General features: G+C 27.6%; 16 protein-coding genes. 3 read left to right on the forward strand and 13 right to left on the reverse strand.

Features of this window, described 5'->3' with window-relative positions:
• Window positions 1–218: 218 nt before the first annotated feature.
• Together SFBM_RS05825 and SFBM_RS05830 are read left to right on the forward strand one after the other, a co-directional pair.
• Window positions 219–518, forward strand: coding sequence for a hypothetical protein (locus SFBM_RS05825; RefSeq protein WP_005805592.1), 300 nt, complete (start codon window positions 219–221; stop codon window positions 516–518).
• Window positions 519–699: 181 nt separating this feature from the next.
• Window positions 700–1,488 (forward strand): hypothetical protein, encoded by a 789-nt coding sequence (locus tag SFBM_RS05830; RefSeq protein ID WP_014518763.1) that lies wholly within the window; start codon window positions 700–702, stop codon window positions 1,486–1,488.
• Between the two features lie 341 nt (window positions 1,489–1,829).
• Here SFBM_RS05830 and SFBM_RS05835 read toward each other — a convergent pair whose 3' ends face one another.
• The 13 genes from SFBM_RS05835 to SFBM_RS05895 all read right to left on the reverse strand — a co-directional run bounded on the left by SFBM_RS05835 (window position 1,830) and on the right by SFBM_RS05895 (window position 20,871).
• The gene (locus SFBM_RS05835; RefSeq protein ID WP_005805587.1) at window positions 1,830–4,910 is read right to left on the reverse strand and encodes an AAA family ATPase; all 3,081 of its coding nucleotides are present in this window, start codon (window positions 4,908–4,910) and stop codon (window positions 1,830–1,832) included.
• Between the two features lie 16 nt (window positions 4,911–4,926).
• Window positions 4,927–6,087, reverse strand: coding sequence for an exonuclease SbcCD subunit D (locus SFBM_RS05840; RefSeq protein WP_005805585.1), 1,161 nt, complete (start codon window positions 6,085–6,087; stop codon window positions 4,927–4,929).
• Between the two features lie 10 nt (window positions 6,088–6,097).
• On the reverse strand, window positions 6,098–7,342 hold the full coding sequence (locus SFBM_RS05845; RefSeq protein ID WP_005805583.1) for a competence/damage-inducible protein A: 1,245 nt from the start codon (window positions 7,340–7,342) through the stop codon (window positions 6,098–6,100).
• 83 nt (window positions 7,343–7,425) lie between these two features.
• The gene (locus SFBM_RS05850) at window positions 7,426–8,784 is read right to left on the reverse strand and encodes a sensor histidine kinase (RefSeq protein WP_005805581.1); all 1,359 of its coding nucleotides are present in this window, start codon (window positions 8,782–8,784) and stop codon (window positions 7,426–7,428) included.
• Window position 8,785: 1 nt separating this feature from the next.
• Window positions 8,786–9,448 carry a response regulator transcription factor gene (locus SFBM_RS05855; protein ID WP_005805579.1) on the reverse strand — a complete coding sequence of 221 codons (663 nt, stop codon included), beginning with the start codon at window positions 9,446–9,448 and terminating at the stop codon, window positions 8,786–8,788.
• 152 nt (window positions 9,449–9,600) lie between these two features.
• Entirely contained in the window at window positions 9,601–10,485 is an 885-nt protein-coding gene (locus SFBM_RS05860; RefSeq protein ID WP_007439718.1) for a PepSY domain-containing protein, read from the reverse strand.
• Between the two features lie 148 nt (window positions 10,486–10,633).
• Window positions 10,634–11,833: a glucoamylase family protein gene (locus SFBM_RS05865; protein WP_005805576.1), complete on the reverse strand. Its 1,200-nt coding sequence runs from the start codon at window positions 11,831–11,833 to the stop codon at window positions 10,634–10,636.
• Between the two features lie 103 nt (window positions 11,834–11,936).
• Window positions 11,937–15,263, reverse strand: a complete 3,327-nt coding sequence (locus SFBM_RS05870) for a GH36-type glycosyl hydrolase domain-containing protein (protein WP_014018019.1) — start codon at window positions 15,261–15,263, stop codon at window positions 11,937–11,939.
• A gap of 110 nt (window positions 15,264–15,373) precedes the next feature.
• Window positions 15,374–17,080 (reverse strand): ABC transporter ATP-binding protein, encoded by a 1,707-nt coding sequence (locus tag SFBM_RS05875; protein ID WP_005805573.1) that lies wholly within the window; start codon window positions 17,078–17,080, stop codon window positions 15,374–15,376.
• Between the two features lie 121 nt (window positions 17,081–17,201).
• Window positions 17,202–18,170, reverse strand: a complete 969-nt coding sequence (locus SFBM_RS05880) for a siderophore ABC transporter substrate-binding protein (RefSeq protein ID WP_014018020.1) — start codon at window positions 18,168–18,170, stop codon at window positions 17,202–17,204.
• A gap of 22 nt (window positions 18,171–18,192) precedes the next feature.
• Window positions 18,193–18,948, reverse strand: coding sequence for an iron ABC transporter ATP-binding protein (locus SFBM_RS05885; protein ID WP_005805569.1), 756 nt, complete (start codon window positions 18,946–18,948; stop codon window positions 18,193–18,195).
• The gene (locus tag SFBM_RS05890) at window positions 18,942–19,922 is read right to left on the reverse strand and encodes an iron chelate uptake ABC transporter family permease subunit (protein WP_005805567.1); all 981 of its coding nucleotides are present in this window, start codon (window positions 19,920–19,922) and stop codon (window positions 18,942–18,944) included. Before SFBM_RS05890 ends, SFBM_RS05885 begins: the two co-directional genes overlap by 7 nt.
• Window positions 19,912–20,871, reverse strand: a complete 960-nt coding sequence (locus SFBM_RS05895; protein ID WP_014018021.1) for an ABC transporter permease — start codon at window positions 20,869–20,871, stop codon at window positions 19,912–19,914. Before SFBM_RS05895 ends, SFBM_RS05890 begins: the two co-directional genes overlap by 11 nt.
• Before the next feature lie 163 nt (window positions 20,872–21,034).
• Here SFBM_RS05895 and SFBM_RS05900 point away from each other — a divergent pair, with 163 nt between their 5' ends.
• Window positions 21,035–21,994, forward strand: coding sequence for an ABC transporter substrate-binding protein (locus SFBM_RS05900; protein ID WP_005805563.1), 960 nt, complete (start codon window positions 21,035–21,037; stop codon window positions 21,992–21,994).

Raw genomic sequence — 21,994 nt, forward strand, 5'->3', positions numbered from 1 at the left:
AATGCTTAAAAAATTCAAATATTTAAACCTATATTATTTCTAACAAAAGCTACACCATTTAATTAAAAATTAAAACCCTATCGTCACAGTAACATTCCTAATAATTATTTGTCAATATCTAAATTTATTATTTTATTAATTATAAATAATCTAATTGAATAGTATTCATCTATATAATATAATTTGTTAACATTTATTTTTAAATTTAGTAGTAGATAATGTTGAAAATATTTTTAAAAAATTTTTTAAAATACCTTTCATTTTCACTACTAATAATATTTGTATTATCAGGATGTGCTAGCAATAATTCCCAAAATAATAATAGCGCCGTATCTAATAACACTGAACAACAAAACAAACAATCTGAATCTGCAATTATAAATATCGATGAAACATTAAATAAATTTCTTAATGGACTTGAAGAAAAGATAGTGAAAAATTGGCCTAAAATGAATGAAATTTGGCCAGGATTAGATTATACTAAAAATAATGCTATTAATAATGCTATCAGTAAATAAAAATAGTCTAAAGGATACGAATGGTACTCATAAATTCATAAATGATACTTATGGACTCATAACTCACGAATTAGTTCATTTTTACTATCAAAATGATTTAAGTGTAAAAGAAGGATCCCGTAATCAGTAATATCCTTTAAAATATGAACCAAGACTTTATAAAACCATGATATATAGAAACTTGGCAAATGCTATTATATCAAATGATGATGCAACTTCTCAAAATTACATACAAAAGGCAGCTTACTGGTACAATAAATGGAAAAATGAATACGAAGATGAATTCAATTATATTAGAAGTACAGATATTATTGAAGGACATGCAGAATATATTGGCGTCCTTAGTAATTTTACAAGTGATGCTATTACTAAAGATGATATTATCAAAACAGTATATCCAGATGCTATTTTAAAAACTTTAGGAACAGATAGCTATAGCTTAGGTTTTATTTCTCTTACATTATTAGATAAATATAACCCTAACTTCAAAAATACTTTCTTTGAAACTAAAAAATCTCCTATAGAATTATTATTAGATGGCGTTACTGAAATTGAAGATACTATAGATAATAAATTAGTAGATGAATTAAAAAAACAACTTGATTCATTAAATGATCAGGTTAAAATACAAATTGAAAATATTATTACCTCATTAGATGATAAAAATATACCTTATTTAAAAATTGATCCAGAATACATAGTAGGTAGTATTGCTTTAAGTGGATTTTTCTCATATAATAAAAATGATATTTACGCTGAATTTTCTGCAAATTATGAGCAAGACTCATCCAATACCTTAAATGTTGATAATCTTAGCATTTTAAGTAAAGATGGTTTTGATATTATTCCTCTAACTGAAGAATTTGAAATAAAAGATGACATAATAATTCTAAAAAGTGATAAGTTAAAAGGAACCTTAAAAATAACTACTTCCACTGAAGATGGAAGGACGGTTTATACCTCTAAATAATTTTGACTATTTACCAAATTATTTGGTAAATAGTCATTTTTTCTATATTTAAAAATTTAATTAACTATAACCTAACTGTTATTTTTAATATACAATAAATATCATTTAAAAAAACTTCAAATACAAATAAAAAAATATAATAATTCCCTAAGAAATTATTATATTTTTTACAAATGCTATCTTAAGTTTATCATTAAAAATGGTGCTATTAATTAATAAAATAAACCCTTAAAATTAAGAGGATAAGAAAATTAATTAATATATTTTTTAAAAGGAGTTCATTATTATTATTACACATTTTAAGTAATTTATACATATTAATTTGAACTTTCCTATTCCCCCTATAGATCCGTTTTTATTCTACTACCATTGCTTGAATCTATCACTTCTATTTTAGATCTTATAAAATCTTTTAGTTCCTGAACGTGTGAAATTATTCCAATAAGTTTTGACTCATCATTAGCTTCGATTAAACACTCAAGAGCATTTTGTAGTGAATCAGAATCTAAAGATCCAAATCCCTCATCAATAAATAAAGTATCTATTGAAACTCCTCCCGAATATCTTTGTATAACATCTGATAATCCTAAAGCCAAAGCAAGTGATGCTTGAAAACTTTCTCCCCCAGAAATTGCATTAACTTTCCTCTCTTGAGATGTCCTATTATCAAATACACTTATCTCTAAACCCTGTTGAGATCTCATATCTGTATTCTCTTTTAAATGTCTAAATAAAAATCTTCCATTTGTTAATTTTAAAAGTCTAATATTAGCGGTATATATTATCTCTTTGAAATAAATACCCAGTATGTATCTCTCAAAACTAATTTTATATTTATTAATTCCATTTGCAATTTTGTTTAACTCGTTTAAATTTATCCTTAAATTTTCAAAATTTGATATATCTTTATTTATTGATAAAATGCTTCCATATACATTTTCAAGTAAAGATTTATTCTGACAATATTTTATCTCCAATTCCTCAACTTCTTTTAATTTATCATTCAAATCTTTTAAATGTGTTGATAACTCTTCTTTAGTTTTATATGGTGAAGATGATATGTCTTTCTCTAGTTGTATTATTTTTAAATTAATATTTCTAAACTCTTCTCTTTTATCTTCTATAAATTTAGTTCTCTCATTAAATTCACTCTCTGATATCTTAAATTTTTTATATTCATCTATATCCTTAAATCCATTTTCTTTAAGTGACTCCATAAATATTTCATAACTTGTCTTAATTCTAAAATTTAAATCTTCTATGTCTCTGTTCTTTATATCAAATTTAGATTGAAATTTTAATATCTCATTATTACATTTAGTTATATTTGAATTTATGACTTCCCTCTTGTTTATTAAACTTTTCAAATAGTTGTTTGTTTGTTCTAATGTATCTAGATAATCATTTATTGATGAAATATTATACTTCAATAATCTTGATGTTTTATCATTTAAAATTATTTTTAGTGCTGATATATTACTCTGCTTTTGTATATAATCTTTTTCAATCTGATCAAAATTTAATTTTCCCTCTTTGATTTTACTTTCTATATTTGTAATTTCTTCTTGAAGTTCAACTAACTTATTATTTATATCTCTACTATTATTCAGTGAATTTCTCAATGAAAGCACTTTTAACTTAACTCTTGATATAGTATCCTCACATAATTCAAACTCTTTGAAACTTATAAACTCATCAGTTTTATCCTTCTTTAAAACGTCCTCATATATTTCTCTTATCCTATCTTCTTTAGATTTAACATCCTTGTTTAAGTTGATTTTTAGAGTTACTGTCTCCTCAAGTTCTTTTTTTATCATTAAAATTTCATTCCTTAATTCTTTCAATGATTCTTCATTTACGCTGACATCAACGAGATTTGCTTTATTAGGATGAATCGTTGATCCACAAACAATACAAGGACATCCATCTTCAAGTTTATTCGCAAGGAATCCAGCCTGATTTCTAAAATAAATATCTTCGCTTAATGAAAGTTCTCTTGTCTTATTTCCATATAAGTCAAAAATCTTATTATACTTACTTTCACATTTTTCACATTCAATATTCAATTTTTCATAAATCTTAAGTTCACTCTCATACTTAAGAAGTCCTTCTTTAATTCCTTCTAAATTTAATAAATCACTTTCTATGTATAAAATTTTCTCTTTTATATCCTTATGCTCTATACTAAAACTTAAAATTTGATTATACCTACGATCAAATATTTCTAATTCTTTTTTTATAGATTCCTTGTTATCATCAAGATCTAACAATTCTTTCTCTAAATCTTTAATTTTAAATTCATGTTTTTGTTTCTCTTCTACAGTATTCTTTAAAGATTCAAGATCTATTATTTTACTTTTAAGATTTTCAATCTCAATATCATAAGATTTAGTTTCTTCAAACTCTTTATTTAAAACATCTAGATTATTTTTATGGAAATTGAGATCAAAAATTATTTTCTCAATCTCTTTTTCATATCCGTCTCGTGTATCTTTAAAATTTTCTAAAACTTTCTCTTTATCTCTTATTAAAAATGTTTTTTTAACCTTATCTAAAAAATTTCCCTCATCCTTTAATGAACTAATATCAAATGATGATAACTCATTTTTTCTAGCTATCAAAGAATTAAAACTATCAAAAAAATTATTATTACGTAAAATTTCATTTTTGTAATATTCTTTCTTAGGTTTTAATTCCTTTAATTTATTGTCATAAATTTCTACTTCTTTACTTAAAACGTCTAATACCTGATTTATTGTTAAATCTTCATAAGATATTAATTTTATAGAATTGATTGAATCCAAAAGTCCTCTTATCCTTTGATCAAAATTATCAAACTTTTTTTCATATTCAGATGCTCTCTCTTTTAAAGTATTTTGAATATTTTCAAACTCCATCGTATTAAATATCTTTCTGTATATACTTTCCCTATTCCTCGAATCTGCAGATACAAGGTCTCTAAATTCACCTTGAGCAATCATAACAATTTGTTTAAATTGTGAATGATCAATACCTAAAATATTTTTGATTTCTTGATTAACATTCTTAATCCCACTTACTACTTCATTACCTATTAAAATTTCTGCCTTAGCTCTTTGTAAAATCTCTTTTCCTCGTGAAATTTTAAATTGTTCAGGTGATCTCGTTATTATATAATCTTTATTTCTATGAGAAAATTCAAACTTAACATATGTAATATCCTCTCTACTCGCAAATTGGCTTCTTAGTGTATCAATCTCTCTATATTGACCACTTACATCTCCGAATAAAGCATAGCATATTGCATCAAATATCATAGTTTTCCCACTACCTGTATTCCCAGTAATCAAAAATAACCTATTATCAAAAAATTTCCTAAAATCTATTGTTTCTTTTCCTTTATATGGTCCAAATGCTTGTACAGTTAACTTTATTGGAATCATAAAAATTCCCTCCTAGTTATTCATCTAAGATATTTACTTTCTTTATAACATCTTTCAAAATATCTCTTTGAACATGATTGAGTTCCTTATCTGTCATGCTCTTATAAAACATTTCGAATAATTCAAAAGGAGATTTTAATATAATATCTGAATTACTTATCTCCTCATCATTCCCATCACCAAAACTACTATCTCTAAATTTAATCTCCATAAAATTTTTATAAATCTTTCTAATTCTAGTTGCGGGATCTCTAACCCCAATAGAATCATGAAGAATTATTCTAAAGTAATCATCAAGATTATAATTCTTATAAAATTCTTCACTCGTTATAGTATCAATATATCCTTCTATTTCTCTCATGTCATGTTTAAGTCTAAGTTCAACTTGATTTATTCTAACATCACCTTTATCTCCCAAGTCAACAATTGTTACACTCTTTTTATGATTCATCTCTGAAAATGAATACTTCACTATAGAACCTGAATACCTTATATGATCCAAAATAACTTTTTGATTTGCATGAAGATGTCCAAGTGCTACATAATCAAAATTTTTAAGTATAGATGCATCCATAACATCTTGTCCACCTATCGATAATCTTCTTTCGGAATCACTTTCAATCATCTTATCTCCATCTTTATTAGAAAAATATCCATGAGCTATAAATATATTCCTCTTGCTGTAATCAACATCCATACCTTCTATTATCCTAATTAAAGCATCATTAGATGTCTTAATTGAAGAATCATTAAATAAGTGCTTTATATGAACCTCATCAAAATATGAAATAGGATAAAAGTTAACATCTCCAAACACATCCTTTAAAGATATTTTGCTAACCTTACCCTCAAATTTTCCTTCTATATAAATTCCTGAATTAACTAAAAATTCCTTAACAAAAGATATTCTATCTGCACTATCATGATTTCCCGCTATCAAAATCACTTTAGCTCCACATTCATTCACTATTTTAACCAATACATCATTTAAAAGTTTAATAGCATGTGTATCCACAATGGCTTTATCATACAAATCTCCTGCAATAATTACAACATCAATTTTTTCTCTCTTTATAATGTTACAAATTTGATCTAAAACATATCTTTGGTCATCAAGCATATTAAAATCATTGACCTTTTTCCCAATATGCCAATCTGAAGTATGTAATATCTTCATAGTTTCCTCCTTAAAGTTCCATATTTTTCAAGATATCATATGCAAAAACAAGTGCATCAAAAGTCGTTCTCTCACGAATTCTCATTCTATCTCCTATAATATTAAGCTCCTTTACATACACTTCTCCGAGAACACAAACAGCTATATAAACAAGTCCTGGCTTTTTTCCTTCACTTTCGCTTGGCCCTGCAACTCCTGTCGTTGAAATACTAACATGACATCCCGTATTATTTAAAACTCCAAGAGCCATCTCTCTTGCAGTATTACTACTCACTGCTCCAAATTTCTCAAGAGTTTCATATTTTACAAAAAGATTCTTCATTTTAGACTCATTAGAATAAGTAACAAAAGATTCTCCAAAAAACTCAGATGCTCCACTCAAATTTACAAATCTTGAAGATAGCATTCCCCCTGTTAAGGATTCTCCAAATGAAATCCTAAAATTTCTTTTTTTAAGTTCTGAGCAAAGAAGCTCTTCTATATTAGATTCTCCCTCTGCATATATAAATTGCCCAACTCTTTTATAAATCTCATCTTTTAATTCAGATATAAGCCTTCTTCCTTCATCATCATCTTTACACTTAGTTGTAATTCTCAAAACTAAATCGTCTTCTTTAACATAAGGAGCAAGTGTTTGATCACTTCTATTAAATAAATCACTTAAAATTCCATTTATATCTCCTTCATTTACCCCATACAATCTTAAAAATTCTGAATAATACTTATATCCTGACTTTTTTCCCAAATATGGTTTAACCGAATCATTAAACATCTCATAAAGTTCACTAGGAGGCCCTGGAAGGTTAATTATAATTTTATCTTCATTCTCTATTATGATTCCAGGAGCTGTGCCTTTTGAATTTTTCATAACTATCGATTCTTCTGGAACATAGCTCTGCTTTAAGTTTGCTTCTGTGAGATTCTCCCTAGAAGACTTAACAAATTTTTCAATATTTTTCAAACTCTCCTCATGGGATACAAGTTTACGGTTAAAATACTCAGATGTACATTCCTTTGTAATATCATCATCTGTAGGTCCAAGCCCACCAGATGTTATTATCAAATTCATTCCCCTATTAAAAGAGTTCTCTATAGCAAGAGTAAGTCTTTCAAAATTATCTCCTACAACTGTATGATAATAAACATCAATTCCAATTTCTGCTAAAGACTTGGTGATAAAATGAGAATTAGTATTTACAATATCACCAAGTAAAAGTTCAGTACCAACGCAAATAATTTCACATTTCAAATCCATAATATACCCCCGAGATAAAATTTAATTTTATTATATCATCAATTTATAACAAAAAAATAATGGTCTATAAAACATAGACCATTTTATTTCTTAAACGAAACTATAACCTCTGTAAAAAGGCCAAACTCGCTTATTATTTTTAACTTACCTTTATAAAGTCTAACTAATTGAGTCGCTATAGATAATCCAATTCCAAAACTATTGTTATATTTTCTAGATTCATCAACTCTATAAAACTTATCAGTAACTTTAAGTATATGCTCTTTCTTTATTCCAATACCGTTGTCTCTTATAGATATATAAACATTATCCTGATCTTCATACGATCTTATATTAATAAACTTTTTCTCTTTATCACAATACTTTATCGCATTATCCACAAAAATTATCAGCAATTGTTTCAAATGCTCCCTCAATATTTTTAAATAAATATTATTTGACTTATCAAAATTAAACTCTATATCTTCAGATAAAATATCAAATCCATATATAACTTCTTCTATTATCTGATTAACATCAATGTATTCATCAACCTTAAATGAAGAATATGTTTCCATTTTATTTAAATTAAGAAGATCATTTACAAGTTTTATTAATCTCTCTAATTCTTCGGAAGCAATCTTAAGTGATTTATCTAAAGTTTCTGGATCATTTTTACCCCATCTATTTAACATCTGAAGATGTCCTTTTAATATCGTTAAAGGAGTTCTAAGTTCATGAGACGCATCTTGAACAAATTGTTTCTGTTGATTAAACAATTTTTCAAGTTCATCCATCATTGAATTAAATACAATACCTATCTTATAAAACTCATCATTTCGATTTAATATCTCAACACGATTAGATATTCCCTTCTCTTTAACATTCTCCATTGTAACTTTTAAAAATTTGAGTCTATTTACAAATTTCCTCGATATAAACATACCAGCAATCAAACTTATTATCACTATTATAATAATAGATAGTATAACTATAGGTACTAAACTATCTATAAAATCTTCGAATATTTCAATTTCTTTCTCTATATAAACATAAAATGTTTTGCCATTTAAATAGATAGGACTATTTAATACTATCTTATCTTCCCCATCTACTCGATTCAAATAAATAATCTTTTTTGATGGAAAATTGCTATATGAAATTTTGTTCGGAACATCATCTGTTGCCAAATAAATATTCTTCTCTGCATCATATATCCAAAAATCAACATCCTCAAACTCAAAAAATTTAAGATGTGTTGCCTTTTCAACACTATGATAATCAAAAAACGATTCTATTTGTTTAAATGTATTTTTAATACTATCTTTCTCATAATCAATTATCCATATCCTAATTATAAAAAACTGAAATATATAACTAATAGATACAATAACTATCATAACGGAAAATATCATTATAGACATTTGCCAAAAAGTTGATAATCTACCCAAAATTTTTTTCATATCACCTTACCACATACCCAACACCACGAACAGTTTGAATATAATCATTGTTATTTAATTTTGACCTTAAATGTCTTATATATACATCAACAACATTATTTTCTCCATCATAATCATATCCCCAAATATTCTCTATTAAGAAGTCCCTCGATAGAACTTTATTTTTATTTTTTATAAGATACACAAGTAACTCATACTCTTTTGTAGTTAAATTTACTTCTTCTCCTGCACATTCAACAGTTCGAGATTCTATATTAATTACAATATCTTTGAACTCAATAATATTTAATACTTCTGTAGAATTCTGTACACGTCTTAAAAGTGCTTCAATCCTTGCAAGAAGTTCCTCTATGGCAAATGGTTTTACTAAATAATCATCGGCTCCCATTTGAAATCCAGAAACCTTATCCATAACGCTATCTCTTGCAGTTAACATTATTATAGGAGTTTTCTTGCTCTTTCGAATTCTTCTACAAACCTCTAGTCCATTTAAATATGGTATCATAAGATCCAAAATTATCAAATTAAATTCAGCACTTAATGCCTTCTCTAATCCTTCCTTACCATCATAAGAATTTTCAACTTCATACCCTTCATATTCCAATTCCATTTTTAAAAAAGAAGCTATATTCTTTTCATCCTCTATAACAAGAATCCTAACCATTTACTGCACTCTCCTAAACTTTTACTCCACTATATTATAACACACATAAACGCTTTCTTTTATAAAAAAAGAGGCTAGCATAAAACTAACCCCTTCATAATCTCTCTGTCTAATTAATCTTCGTAGAAAATTCCGTTAACGTATTTTCCCTCCTAGTCTATATCTTTTATCCAATTATTAACAACTTCTACATCATAAACAATTCCATCTTTTGTCTTAATTGTAAATTCATATTCCATAACTCCGTCATCCCAGTCTTGCTTAATTTTCAAGAAAGTTGCTCCAGGAAATTTCTTTAAAACTACATTTTTTGCTGTTTCTAATCCATTGTTAGTTGATGCTACTTGTTGAACTTGTGGAGTTTGAACTGGTTGCTGTACTGTAGTTTGTTGAGTAGATGATACTTGAGTATATTTATAAAAATCAAAATCATCTTCTAATTCTACTTTTGTAACTGTTCCATTTTCAGTCTCAACATCTACTTCATAAAAAAGTCCATTAGATCCCTTAACTATAAACTCATAAATAAATTTTCCTTTATCAGCATCTTGCTTATGAGCTATAACTTGTCCTCCTTGTATTTGTGCAGCAGCAACTTGTTGACACTGTTCAAATGTTTTATTTACAGTAAAAAGACTTTGATTTATAAATCTATTCCCATTTGCATCAATATCATAATCTATATCCCAAACTCTTCCATTTGAAGTTACTAGATCTAAATCTCTTTTTCTTCCATTATTATCTCTAATTTCAAATTCTACTATTTGTACACCATCTTCATAATCATATTCATACTTAACTACAGTTCCTGGAATTATGCTTAATGCCTTTTGTTTTAATTGATCAAAACTTAATCTAGCTGTTGTAGATGTATTAACAACATTAACCTGATTTGTAACTGGTATGCTAGCAACTGATGCTTCAGTAACTGCATTCACCTCAGTTACATCACTCCTTTGACTAATCACAGAACCTGCTGCTACTAATAAAGCTGCAGAAAAGATACTTGCTACTATTTTCATTCTATTTTTCTTCACTTTAAACCACCCTCCAAAATAAATAAAAAACCATACCATAATAATACGATTCTTATTCTAACTAACATTACATTTAGATTATAATCTAGTAACAATAAGATAAACTTAAATATAAATTAATCTTACATAAATTATTAATTAAAATTTTTTAATAATTCGAGAACTCAAGTATCTCAAATGCTCTCTTTATATATTTATTTCTATTTACAAGATCCCATATAAGGCCTGTCCTATAATTCTCAATCATGATCATAGTTATTCCCTTATCGATACCTATTTCATAATCACAATACCAATTCTCATCTAAATTATAAGAATCTTTAAACCCATATTTACCCCACACACCATCCTTCAAATTATTATACATATATTCTATAGCCCCAATGCTCTCGTCTGGAGTAAATACCAAAGATGAAATCGCTCCATATATAGCTATTGTTCCATCGTTCGTTGAAAGATTAAGACATGGTTTCGTTCCAAGCGTTCCTACATATCCTCTTGGAGTTTCACATGGAGTTATTCCCCAAGAATTTTCCCCATAAGATTTAAATTTTTCAGAATTATCAATACAATGCTTTCTATTTAAAATAGTTGCTATCTTAGAATTCAAAAAGAAATCCATTCCCTCCCTATCCTTTTTACCTCTAAAATCAATAAATCCATGAGAAAATTGATGGGTAAATAATGAACCAAATGGTGAAAACATAAATTCATCACCACTGACATGCACCTTGTGTCTATCAAAATCATAAAACATTTCCTTATTTATACTATAAAAGGGAGAGGATACCCCTAAAAAATACATAATAAGTTGCTCAGCATAGCTATCCCATTCACCAAAATGAGTATTTGTTCTGTCATCATAACCCATATAAAATCTATTGCTCCCTTTATTTCTAAAAAACCCCCAGTCAATCCTACTGTAAATTTTTTCAAAATACTCACTAACTTCAAGACCAAAATATTCAGAAGATACCAATGCTCCCATAACAAATAATGCTGTATCTATAATAGAAACTTCAGAATTCCAAGCTGTCTTACCCGTTTCCATATTCAAGAAATGATTAAAAAATCCTTTTGTATTAGATGCATTAAAATAAACACTCTTAAGCGTATTCAGACTTCTTTCATATGCAGACTTGTAATCAATATATCCTCTAAATGCACCTATAACTATTGCACATAGCCCAAACCCCGTTGAAGATATTGAAGAAACATTTTTGTGACTATCAAATTTGGCTGTGGAATCTTTAACAAGTCCATATCCATCACCAGTTTTACTTACTTCATTCCAAAAAAAGTCAAAGCATCCTCTATTCTCGAGTTCCAAAATACGATCAATACTCAATTATCAATCCCTCATTTCATAACTCTCATTAATATAATTTTCGTAATTCTTATTCAATACTTCATAAAAAATAATAAAACCTTATAGAAAATTTCTATAAGGCTTACAGTATAAACACTTCAATTATATTTTTATCATGTCTAAGTCTCTCATTTAAAATTTGTTTTTGAATAGATATAAATTCTCTTCCATAAATATTCTTTTCACGTACAAAATCTATATCTTCTCCATTCAATTTTATATTTAACTCCTTATCTCTTCTATATAAAATCTCACTACCATTTCCTAAAATTTTATAACTACACTTTAATTCTTCAAATGTTCTTGATATTATAGGATCAAAAATAATTCTATCTTTAACTTCCCGTATTCCTATAATATTTGAAATGAGTTGATTTATATATATCCCTGGTCCACTTGAATATATTCTCCATCCCCCTTTAACTTCCACATTTCCATGCTTTAATTCATTAAATCTATCTTGAAAATCATAACGATTATTAAATGCACCATCAGAACTTGAAAAATATACATTACTTTGCCTAAAATTTGCATTTTCTACATAATCATTAAGTTTTATTGGAATTATTTTGTATAAGGACTCCCAAACTTTCTCTTCACGTCCAAGCTTGCACATACTCTCAATAAATCTAATATGTGCATGAACATATTGAAGGGATATCTCCCTTCCAACATTTGATGCTTGCTCTGCACGCTTAAATATCTCAGGAATTCCCCCGTTATATCTAGGAGTATTATTCATAAGCCGTACTCCATCATTAAAAGTCAAATGATCATCTATTATTTTTTCATTGATCATTGCTTGCTCTAAATCAATTATTTCTGAAATTATACTCCTCGTAAGTGGGAGAAGTCTATAATTTATCCCCGTTATTTTATCAAAAGGATGAAGAAGATATTCTATTTCATCATCTTCATTGAAATATAAAAATCCACTTACTACATCATCTTTTATTGCGTATTTCAAAAAACATTCTCTAATTCCTATATACATCTTACGTATATTTTCTTTAAAATCATTGTCAGGTATAACATTATATAAATCCTTTAAGGTTTCATAAGAAAGTGCCATAGTCCAGGTTGAAACTAATCTCTCTTTAAAATTTTCATTAATTGGTTGGAGTGTATCATCCCAGTCTCCACCAGCATAACTTATCAAATAACTATCTTTTATAAATCTACCTTCAATTGAACGCACTGCTCTCTTAACATGATTCAATATACTCTCTTTATGAGTTATATCACATGATGGAAAACTTCTATATACAATTTCCTCACTAAAAATAGAATCATCGCCAGTATTCAAAACATATTCACTAAGAGCCTTAAGTGGCCAAAATATGATATCACCATGTGAATCATCTTGTTGCATATTATATTTATCAAACATAAACCACTGAGGGAATTCGCCATTTTCTATAAATTGATGGGAAAATAATTCAAGAAGTACCTCTTTAATTATTTTATAATTATTAGTACAAGTGAAAAATTCAATAGGTCCCTGACAAACATCTCGAGTACCCCAAGCAGCACCTGAAGATTGCTCTAAACCATGAGGAGAAGAAAAATGTATTAATGCATCATGAGTATAGAAATATATTATTTCATTGAGCTTATCAACATCATATTTGGAACTTTTTCCTTCAAGTTTAAACCCATTTAATAATTCTAAATAAAATTCATTAAATTTTTCTCTCTCATGATCAAGAGAACTTAAATCAGAAAATGAAATATTTTCTTCAAATGATCCATCTATTGAAATAGAAAATTCTTTACTCTTTTCAATTTTAAAAGTTATTATACTTTTATCTCTTCCTAAATTATCTTTAAAAAAAATTCCATCATCACCTAAATTAAATTTACAATTAAAAAAATTAATTTGATAATTTATATTCTTATATGTATTACTTAGAAAAGATCCTTCAAGAGGCTTAATCATAACTCTATCTAATTCCCTATTTAAATAAAATCCATTACTATACTCTCTATCACCCATAACAATTTGATTTGTAATAATAAACTCATACTCGATCTTTTTCTGAGATCTTACATTTAAAACAATCTTTGTTTGATCCCTCAAAACATAATTTTCAATTATAATAACATCATCATTAAATTTATAATACCATCTAGAGAAGTTCGTACCAATCTCATAAATACCTGAAAGTGTAAGCATCCTAAATTTATCATTTATTTTTATATAAATCCTTTGACCTGAATTTTTGATAACATTTAAAAGACCTCTATTACACGACATCATTTTATTTAAACTAGTATTCCCAAGAGCAATCTGTGAATTAAAAAGTCCAAACATATAATTTGTAGAAGTTATAATATTTGTATTTATCTTCTCATTATCAATTTTATTTATAATAATATTACCATGTGGCCGCTCACATAAAATTTCCTTATCTTGAAGAACAACATGAGTATGATAATTTGTAAAAAACGAAAGTAATTCATTATCCTTATACTCTTCAAACTTCCTCTCGTTATATATAGAACATATTTCATTATGTGTAAACTTTTTAGAAGAAATTTCTGCTCCAAATTCTTCCTTCATCTGAACTCTTTTAAGTTTTTCGAAATTGTTTCTAAGCCTTAAAACTTTTAAATACTCAATAACAACATCCTCTTCATATTTAAGAGTTTCAATTGAAGTTTTATAATCTTCTCTGAAAAGTCCATAAAAGCAAATATTTTTATTATCATCCACTCTCATTTTCTCAGTTTGAAGAACAATATATGCGAGCTCAAATTGATAGTTTTCCTTAGGAAGATCTTTGTCAATAAGATATGGTACACCACTTTTTTTATACTCTAATGAAAAAAATTGTGTTTGATCAGTTGAATAAGAAATAATATTCCCATTTATACATCCGTGCTCAACATATGGGAATTTCCCTCCTTGATCTTGATTCTGTCTTGAACAAACAACAAATCCATTTGAAGATTTTATAGCTTTATGGTCTATATATTGACTCGTATAAAGTTCATTATTTAAACAAGCATTCTTATTTGAAATTGAAATATCTTGGCAATACAAAAGATCAACCTCAAAATTTTTCCCATTTAAATAAACTTCATAAAACCAAATAAGATGATTCGAAAGAGTAAACCTCACACGATATGAAATTCCAAAAGCATCGCCTTCAAACATCATAGAATTTGAATCAAAATAAATTTCTCCATTCGACTTTCCTCCTATAAGTGGAACAACTTTAACTCCATCATGCTCATATATTCTCAAATAAATATTGTTGAGTGACCCATCTCTAAACGTCCCGTTAAACATATTAATCATAATGTCTTTATGTAAAATTTCAAAAATATCTCCACTTTTTAAAAATTTAAAAACCATATCCTCCTTCTCAAAAGTTAGGAATTCAAAATCTGGTTTAACTATCATCAAAAGTCCCCCTACAGCACAAAATCTTTAAAATTATTTTCTCTCACTTAAATAATAAATATGTAAATAAAAAGGTGGATCTAACAAGATCCACCTAATACTTAAACCTTTTAAACTGTACTATACAAACTTTTATAAACTCCACCCTTATCTATTAATTCATTATGAGTTCCTCTCTCAACAATTCCACTCTTACCTATTAATAATATCTCATCAGCATTTTGAATTGTTGAAAGTCTATGAGCAACAATTATATTTGTTCTACCTCTTGATAACTCTTCTAAAGATTCTTGAATCTCACGTTCTGTTATATTATCAAGAGCTGATGTTGCTTCATCCAATATCATAATTTTGGGATCCTTCAAAAAAACTCTCGCAATAGATATCCTTTGCTTCTGTCCACCTGAAAGCTTAAGACCTCTTTCCCCAACAAAAGTATCATATCCATCCTTAAGACTCATTATAAAATCATGAATTCTTGCCTTAATACATGCATCCATAACTTCCTCATCAGTCGCATCAGGTTTACCTATGATTATATTATCCCTTATACTCCCCGTAAACAAAAAAACTTCTTGAGAAACAATCCCAATATTTCTTCTCAAAGAATCCAAAGTAACCTCTCTTATATCAATCCCATCAATCTTTATACTTCCATCACACACATCATAAAACCTTGGGATCAAACTACATATAGTTGTCTTCCCTCCCCCTGATGGGCCAACAAGAGCAACAGTTTTGCCCGCATCTATCTTAAGATTAAATCCATTAAACACTTCCTCATTGTTGCTTTCATATCTAAATGTCACATTATCTATAATAATTTCTCCATTAACATTTTTAAGTTCCTTCGCATCTTTTGACTCTTTCTCTGTTTCAACTTTCAAAAGCTCCTCAAATCTTTGAAAACCACTCATACCATTTTGAAATTGATCGGAGAAATTTATAAGTTTCCTTATTGGTTGAATAAACATCTTAACATATAGTACATAAGCAACAAAATCACCTATAGTAATATATCCATTAAATGTAAAGACAGCAGATGCTATAAGTGCAATAAGTTCAAGCATATCAACTAAGAAAAAAGTTCCTGAAAAAAACTCTCCCATTTTCTTATACGCATATTCTCTTGCTTCTCTAAACATATCATTTGAATTATCAAACTTATTAAGTTCACTCTTCTCATTTACAAATGACCTCGTAACTCTGATTCCTGAAATAGAATTTTCAATAACAGCATTTACATCTCCTGTCTTAATTCTAGTTTCCCTAAACGCACTACTCATTTTTCTACGCTTAATTATTGAAAATACAACTATCACGGGAACAAAGGCAAATATAATAATAGCAAGAAGTACATTTATTCTACAAAGCAAAGTAAATGAACCAACAAACATTACAAGAGAAACAAACACATCTTCTGGACCATGATGTGCAAGCTCAGATATTTCCATAAGATCATTTACAATTCTAGACATAATAGCACCAGTTTTATTATTGCTAAAATATTCATTAGGCAATTTTTGAAGATGTTTAAATACCTTTCTTCTCATATCACCTTGCATTCTAACTCCTACAACATGTCCATAATACTGAATAAAATAATTGAGTCCAGCCTTAATAATAAAAATAACAAGTAAAATTATACAAAACACAAATATCATTCTTATATTTCTATTTGGAACAGCATCATTTATTATATTGCGTGTTATCATTGGATAAACAAGATCTATTATAGCCACCATAAACGCTGCCAACATATCCATAAAAAACAATTTTTTATATGGAGCATAGTAACTTATAAAACTCTTTAACATATCTAAATCCTTTCTTAAAATATCAATTTAATTATCAAATAAAAAAACTACATCATAATGACGCAGTTTTTTTATTTCATTCTAATTATACAATTAGTTACAAATATTTTTATATCATTCACTAGAATTTACTCATAAAATTTTCAATTTCAGCTATCATACTATTTGTTGAATTAAATCCACCAGAAACCAAATACCAAACTTGAGCATCTAAATACACAATATTTTCATTTTTATATGAATCTGTTGATTTTATAAGATCATTATCTAAAACTGTCTCAGCAGCTCCTTCCCCAGAAGTAGCCACTCCTCTATCTATAACAAACAATACGTTTGGATTCTTATCTACTACATATTCAAAAGATACTTGCTGTCCATGTGTTGAATCCTGAAGAGTCTCATCAACATTCTTGAAACCAAAACTATTATATAAAATACCGAATCTTGACTTATCACCATAAGCACTTAAATTTCCTTCATTAACTAATAATGTTAATGCATTTAAGTTCTTTGAAGTTACTAAAGTATTTAATTCACTTATCTTAGATTGAATTTCGTTTAATTTTGTTGCAACAATATCCTCTTTGCCAAATATACTTCCCAAAACATTTGCATTATTAGTTAAGTCTTCCATATATTTTGAACCATCTATACTCAAAAGTATAGTTGGAGCTATTTGAGAAAATTTATCATACATATCAGATTGTCTACCGCTTATTATTATAAGTTCTGGATTAAGTGCATTGATTGCTTCAAAATCTGGTTCTTTTAATCCACCTAAATTTTCATATTTACTATCTTTATATTTTTCAAACATCTTTGGTAAAGTTTCTTTTGGAAGTCCAAGCACATCAATTCCCAAATTTTCTAAAATATCTAATGATCCATAATCAAATGTAACAACTCTTTGAGGATTTTTATTTACCTCTGTTTCACCTTTTGTATGTTTAACCATAATAGTTTCAATATTAACTCCTTGATATGCATTTTGATTATCGGTTTTATTTGTAGTATTTTCACCTACACAAGAAACTAAAAATCCAATAAGCAACATTGAACATGTTATAGATAATTTTTTAATAAACTTCATAATCTTAATTTTCCCTTTCTTATTAATAGTAAATACTGATCTTATTTCCATTTATGTTTTGGACATCAAATTTAATTTGATAGATCTCTTCTAAAACATTCTCATCTATTATATCACTTGTTTTTCCCTGCTTGTATATGACTCCATCTTTAAAAGCAACAACATAATCTGAATAACAAGAAGCAAAATTTATATCATGCATAACAATCACTATTGTTTTTCCTAAATCATCACAAAGTCTTCTTAAAACTTTCATCATTTGAACTGAATTGCTCATATCCAAATTATTCAAAGGCTCATCAAGAAAAATATATTCTGTCCCTTGAGCAATAACCATAGCAATAAAAGCCCTTTGCTTTTGTCCTCCACTTATTTCATCTAAAAATTTATCTTGTATATCACAAAGTTTCATATACTCAAGAGCTTCATCAACAAATATTTTATCTTCATTAGTTAATCTACCTTTAGAATATGGAAACCTTCCAAAACTAACTAAATCACGTATGGTCAATCTAATATTTAAATTATTTGATTGTCTAAGAATAGATATCTTTTTAGATAACTCATCTTTTTTATAGCTACTAATATCCCTGCCATCTAAATAAATTTCTCCGCTCTCTTTTTCAAGTAATCCAACTATTATTGATAAAAGAGTACTTTTACCCGCACCATTAGGTCCAACAAAAGAGGTAAGCTTCCCCTTTTTTATATCAAGAGATATATTGTTAACTACACGATTACTACCATAAGACTTAGAAACATCTTTAATCTTTAACATACCTTACTCTCCCTTAATAGCAAATACATAAAATAAATACCCCCAATTAAATTTATAACTACACTCACAGGAGTCGATATTTTCAAAACCCTCTCAAGCAATAACTGTCCAAATAACAATACAAATACCGATAATAAACTCCCTATAGTAACTATATTAGAATGTTTATAACTTTTCACAATTTGCTTAGTAGCATTAACAACCAGTAGTCCCAAAAATGTAATTGGTCCAACCAAAGCTGTAGATATAGATATTAAAATAGAAACTATAATGAATAATTTTTTAGTTAACCTATCATAATCCACTCCTAAACTTATCGCATGATCCCTACCCAAACTCATAACATCTAAATATTTGAAATCCTTTAACACAAATATCAATGTAATGACTATTATTATCACTGATATAAACAAAATATCTTCATTTATATTGTTAAAGCTTGCAAAAAGTTTATTTTGAAGCATTAAATACTCATTGGGATCAATCATTATTTGCATAAATTTTGAAAGACTACTGAAGAGAGTTCCCAATATAACACCAACTAGTACAATTAAAATAATATTAGCTCTATTCTTTTTCATCAAAGACGAATAAAGAAATGTAGATATAACAACCATCAACACTATACAAATCAAAAAATTAATTCTCTTATCACTAGTAAATATGTGTATTGATCCAAACACATAAACAATCACAGTTTGAATCAAAACATAAAACGAATCAAGTCCCATTACATTTGGAGTCAAAAGACGATTATTTGTAATAGTTTGAAATAATATTGTAGAAAAAGATATTAATGATCCCGTTAATACGATTGCAATTAATTTAGGTATACGCTGTGAAAGTGAGTACTCTAAGTTCCCTTTCCTAATACTCATGAACAAATAAAATAGAGAAACTATTACTATTAGGATCGCAAGAAACATCGTAATTTTTTCAAAAGACCTATCTTTATTAACACGTTTACTTCCCACAATTATTCCTCCTTAATACTATAAAAAGAAACAATATACTTCCAATTACTCCTACAGTAACTCCTATTGGAAATTCATATGGATAAATAACAACTCGTCCAATTATATCACAAATAAGTATAAACACAGAACCAACAAGCGCAATATCAAAAATACTTTTATTTACATTATCCCCTTTATACATAGCAACTAAATTAGGAACTATAAGTCCAATAAAAGGTATACTTCCAACTGTTACAACCACTATAACAGTTGCTAATGCAACTATAGAAACTCCAATATTAACCACTCTATCATAATTAAGTCCCAAATTTGTAGCAAAATCTTTTCCCATTCCAGCAACAGTAAACATATTTGCATAAACTATAGTAATTATAACAAGAGGAATGCTCAAATATAAAAGCTCATAATTTCCCTTCAGAATCATTGAAAAATTACCCTGCATCCACGAACTAACACTCTGCAATAAATCAAACTTATATCCCAAGAAAGTCGTTATGGATCCAATAATATTACCAAAAATAATTCCAACTAATGGTACAAATACCACGTTCTTTATCTTGAGATTTCTCAAAAATATTATAAAAATAAATGTACCAATCAATGCAAACACAAAAGATATAATTGTTTTTTGCATTATACTTGCACTAGGAAATATAATCATAGCTACCATTATTCCAAGCTGTGCTGAATCAATAGTTGCTCCAGTTGTTGGCGATACAAATTTATTTTGACTAATCTGTTGCATTATAAGTCCACATATACTCATAACAACTCCCGCAATCAAGATGCTTATGAGTCTCGGTAATCTACTCACCAAAAAAATCCTAATACTATCAATATCTCCATTTAAGATTTCCCATATCGTTATATTTTTAGCTCCTAAAAATAGTGAAATCAAAGATAAAACAACTAAAAGTAGTATTAAGATTAAATACCTCTTCTTCATTTAATTTCCCCACACCTAACTAACTTGACTTACTTTATAAATATGAGTAAAATGATACTTATTATCATTAATGATATCACCATTATAATATCTAAAATTAAACTTGTCTATCATTAAATGATAATTAATATTACTTTTTATTTTATAAAGGAGATATTTATAAATGAAACTATTGTCAATTTTAAAAACTACATTTATATGTTTTTTTGCTGTACTTATTGTTGGATGCACATCTTCAAACAATAATTCTAATGATAATAATTCTACAAATAATAAATCTGTCGAAATGATAACTGTTAAAGACTCAATTGGGGATGTTCAAATACCTAAAAATCCTAAGCGTATCGTAGACCTAAGTGGTAATAGCGATATACTTAGCATTCTTGGATATTCTGTTGTAGGTACAGCAAACTCTGATGCTTACGACTACACTAAATTCCCTTCTTATCTAGAAGAAACTTTAAAAGATGCTAAAATTTTAGGTTACAGTATGCAAGATACTGTAGATATTGAAGGTGTATTAAATCTTAATCCTGATTTAATTATAATTTCAAAAACACAAGAGAAAATGTACGAACAATTAAAAAGCATAGCACCAACAATAATGATAGAACTTGAACAAATAGATTGGAAAAAAGATATACTTAAAGTTGCCTCTATATTAAATAAAGAAGATGCTGCAAACAAATGGCTTGAAAATTATGAATCAAATGCTAAACAAAAAGGAAATGAAATTAAAGAAAAATATGGTAATGAAACAACCTATCTTTCAATACTTGCAAGTGGTGGACAAATATTTGTATTTGACTCTGCTGGGGTTGGTGGAATATTGTACGAAGATATGGGGCTAAACAAACCTGCTAAACTCCCTGTACAGGATACCATAAGTCTTCCTGTCGTAAATTACGAAGGATTATTAGAAATAGATTCAGATTATATGATTCTAATAGGAACTGATGAAGATATAAATGCTTTGAAACAAAGTCCTATTTATAATAACTTAAATGCAGTTAAAAATAATAATGTTATCGAATTACCATCAAGTCCATACTTCAATATGGTCTATAGTTCCATTGGAAGAGATATATTTGTAAATCAATTTGTTGATTTAATGGGGAATTAG

Source organism: Candidatus Arthromitus sp. SFB-mouse-Japan (genome assembly GCF_000270205.1).
GTDB lineage: Bacteria > Bacillota > Clostridia > Clostridiales > Clostridiaceae > Dwaynesavagella.

What these genes read in the sequence shown, in the direction of transcription:
- SFBM_RS05825 (WP_005805592.1), top strand. Translation starts at nt 219, where the DNA reads ATGTTGAAAATATTTTTAAAAAATTTTTTAAAATACCTTTCATTTTCA.
- SFBM_RS05835 (WP_005805587.1), bottom strand. Translation starts at nt 4,910, where the DNA reads ATGATTCCAATAAAGTTAACTGTACAAGCATTTGGACCATATAAAGGA.
- SFBM_RS05840 (WP_005805585.1), bottom strand. Translation starts at nt 6,087, where the DNA reads ATGAAGATATTACATACTTCAGATTGGCATATTGGGAAAAAGGTCAAT.
- SFBM_RS05845 (WP_005805583.1), bottom strand. Translation starts at nt 7,342, where the DNA reads ATGGATTTGAAATGTGAAATTATTTGCGTTGGTACTGAACTTTTACTT.
- SFBM_RS05850 (WP_005805581.1), bottom strand. Translation starts at nt 8,784, where the DNA reads ATGAAAAAAATTTTGGGTAGATTATCAACTTTTTGGCAAATGTCTATA.
- SFBM_RS05855 (WP_005805579.1), bottom strand. Translation starts at nt 9,448, where the DNA reads ATGGTTAGGATTCTTGTTATAGAGGATGAAAAGAATATAGCTTCTTTT.
- SFBM_RS05870 (WP_014018019.1), bottom strand. Translation starts at nt 15,263, where the DNA reads ATGATAGTTAAACCAGATTTTGAATTCCTAACTTTTGAGAAGGAGGAT.
- SFBM_RS05875 (WP_005805573.1), bottom strand. Translation starts at nt 17,080, where the DNA reads ATGTTAAAGAGTTTTATAAGTTACTATGCTCCATATAAAAAATTGTTT.
- SFBM_RS05880 (WP_014018020.1), bottom strand. Translation starts at nt 18,170, where the DNA reads ATGAAGTTTATTAAAAAATTATCTATAACATGTTCAATGTTGCTTATT.
- SFBM_RS05885 (WP_005805569.1), bottom strand. Translation starts at nt 18,948, where the DNA reads ATGTTAAAGATTAAAGATGTTTCTAAGTCTTATGGTAGTAATCGTGTA.
- SFBM_RS05895 (WP_014018021.1), bottom strand. Translation starts at nt 20,871, where the DNA reads ATGAAGAAGAGGTATTTAATCTTAATACTACTTTTAGTTGTTTTATCT.
- SFBM_RS05900 (WP_005805563.1), top strand. Translation starts at nt 21,035, where the DNA reads ATGAAACTATTGTCAATTTTAAAAACTACATTTATATGTTTTTTTGCT.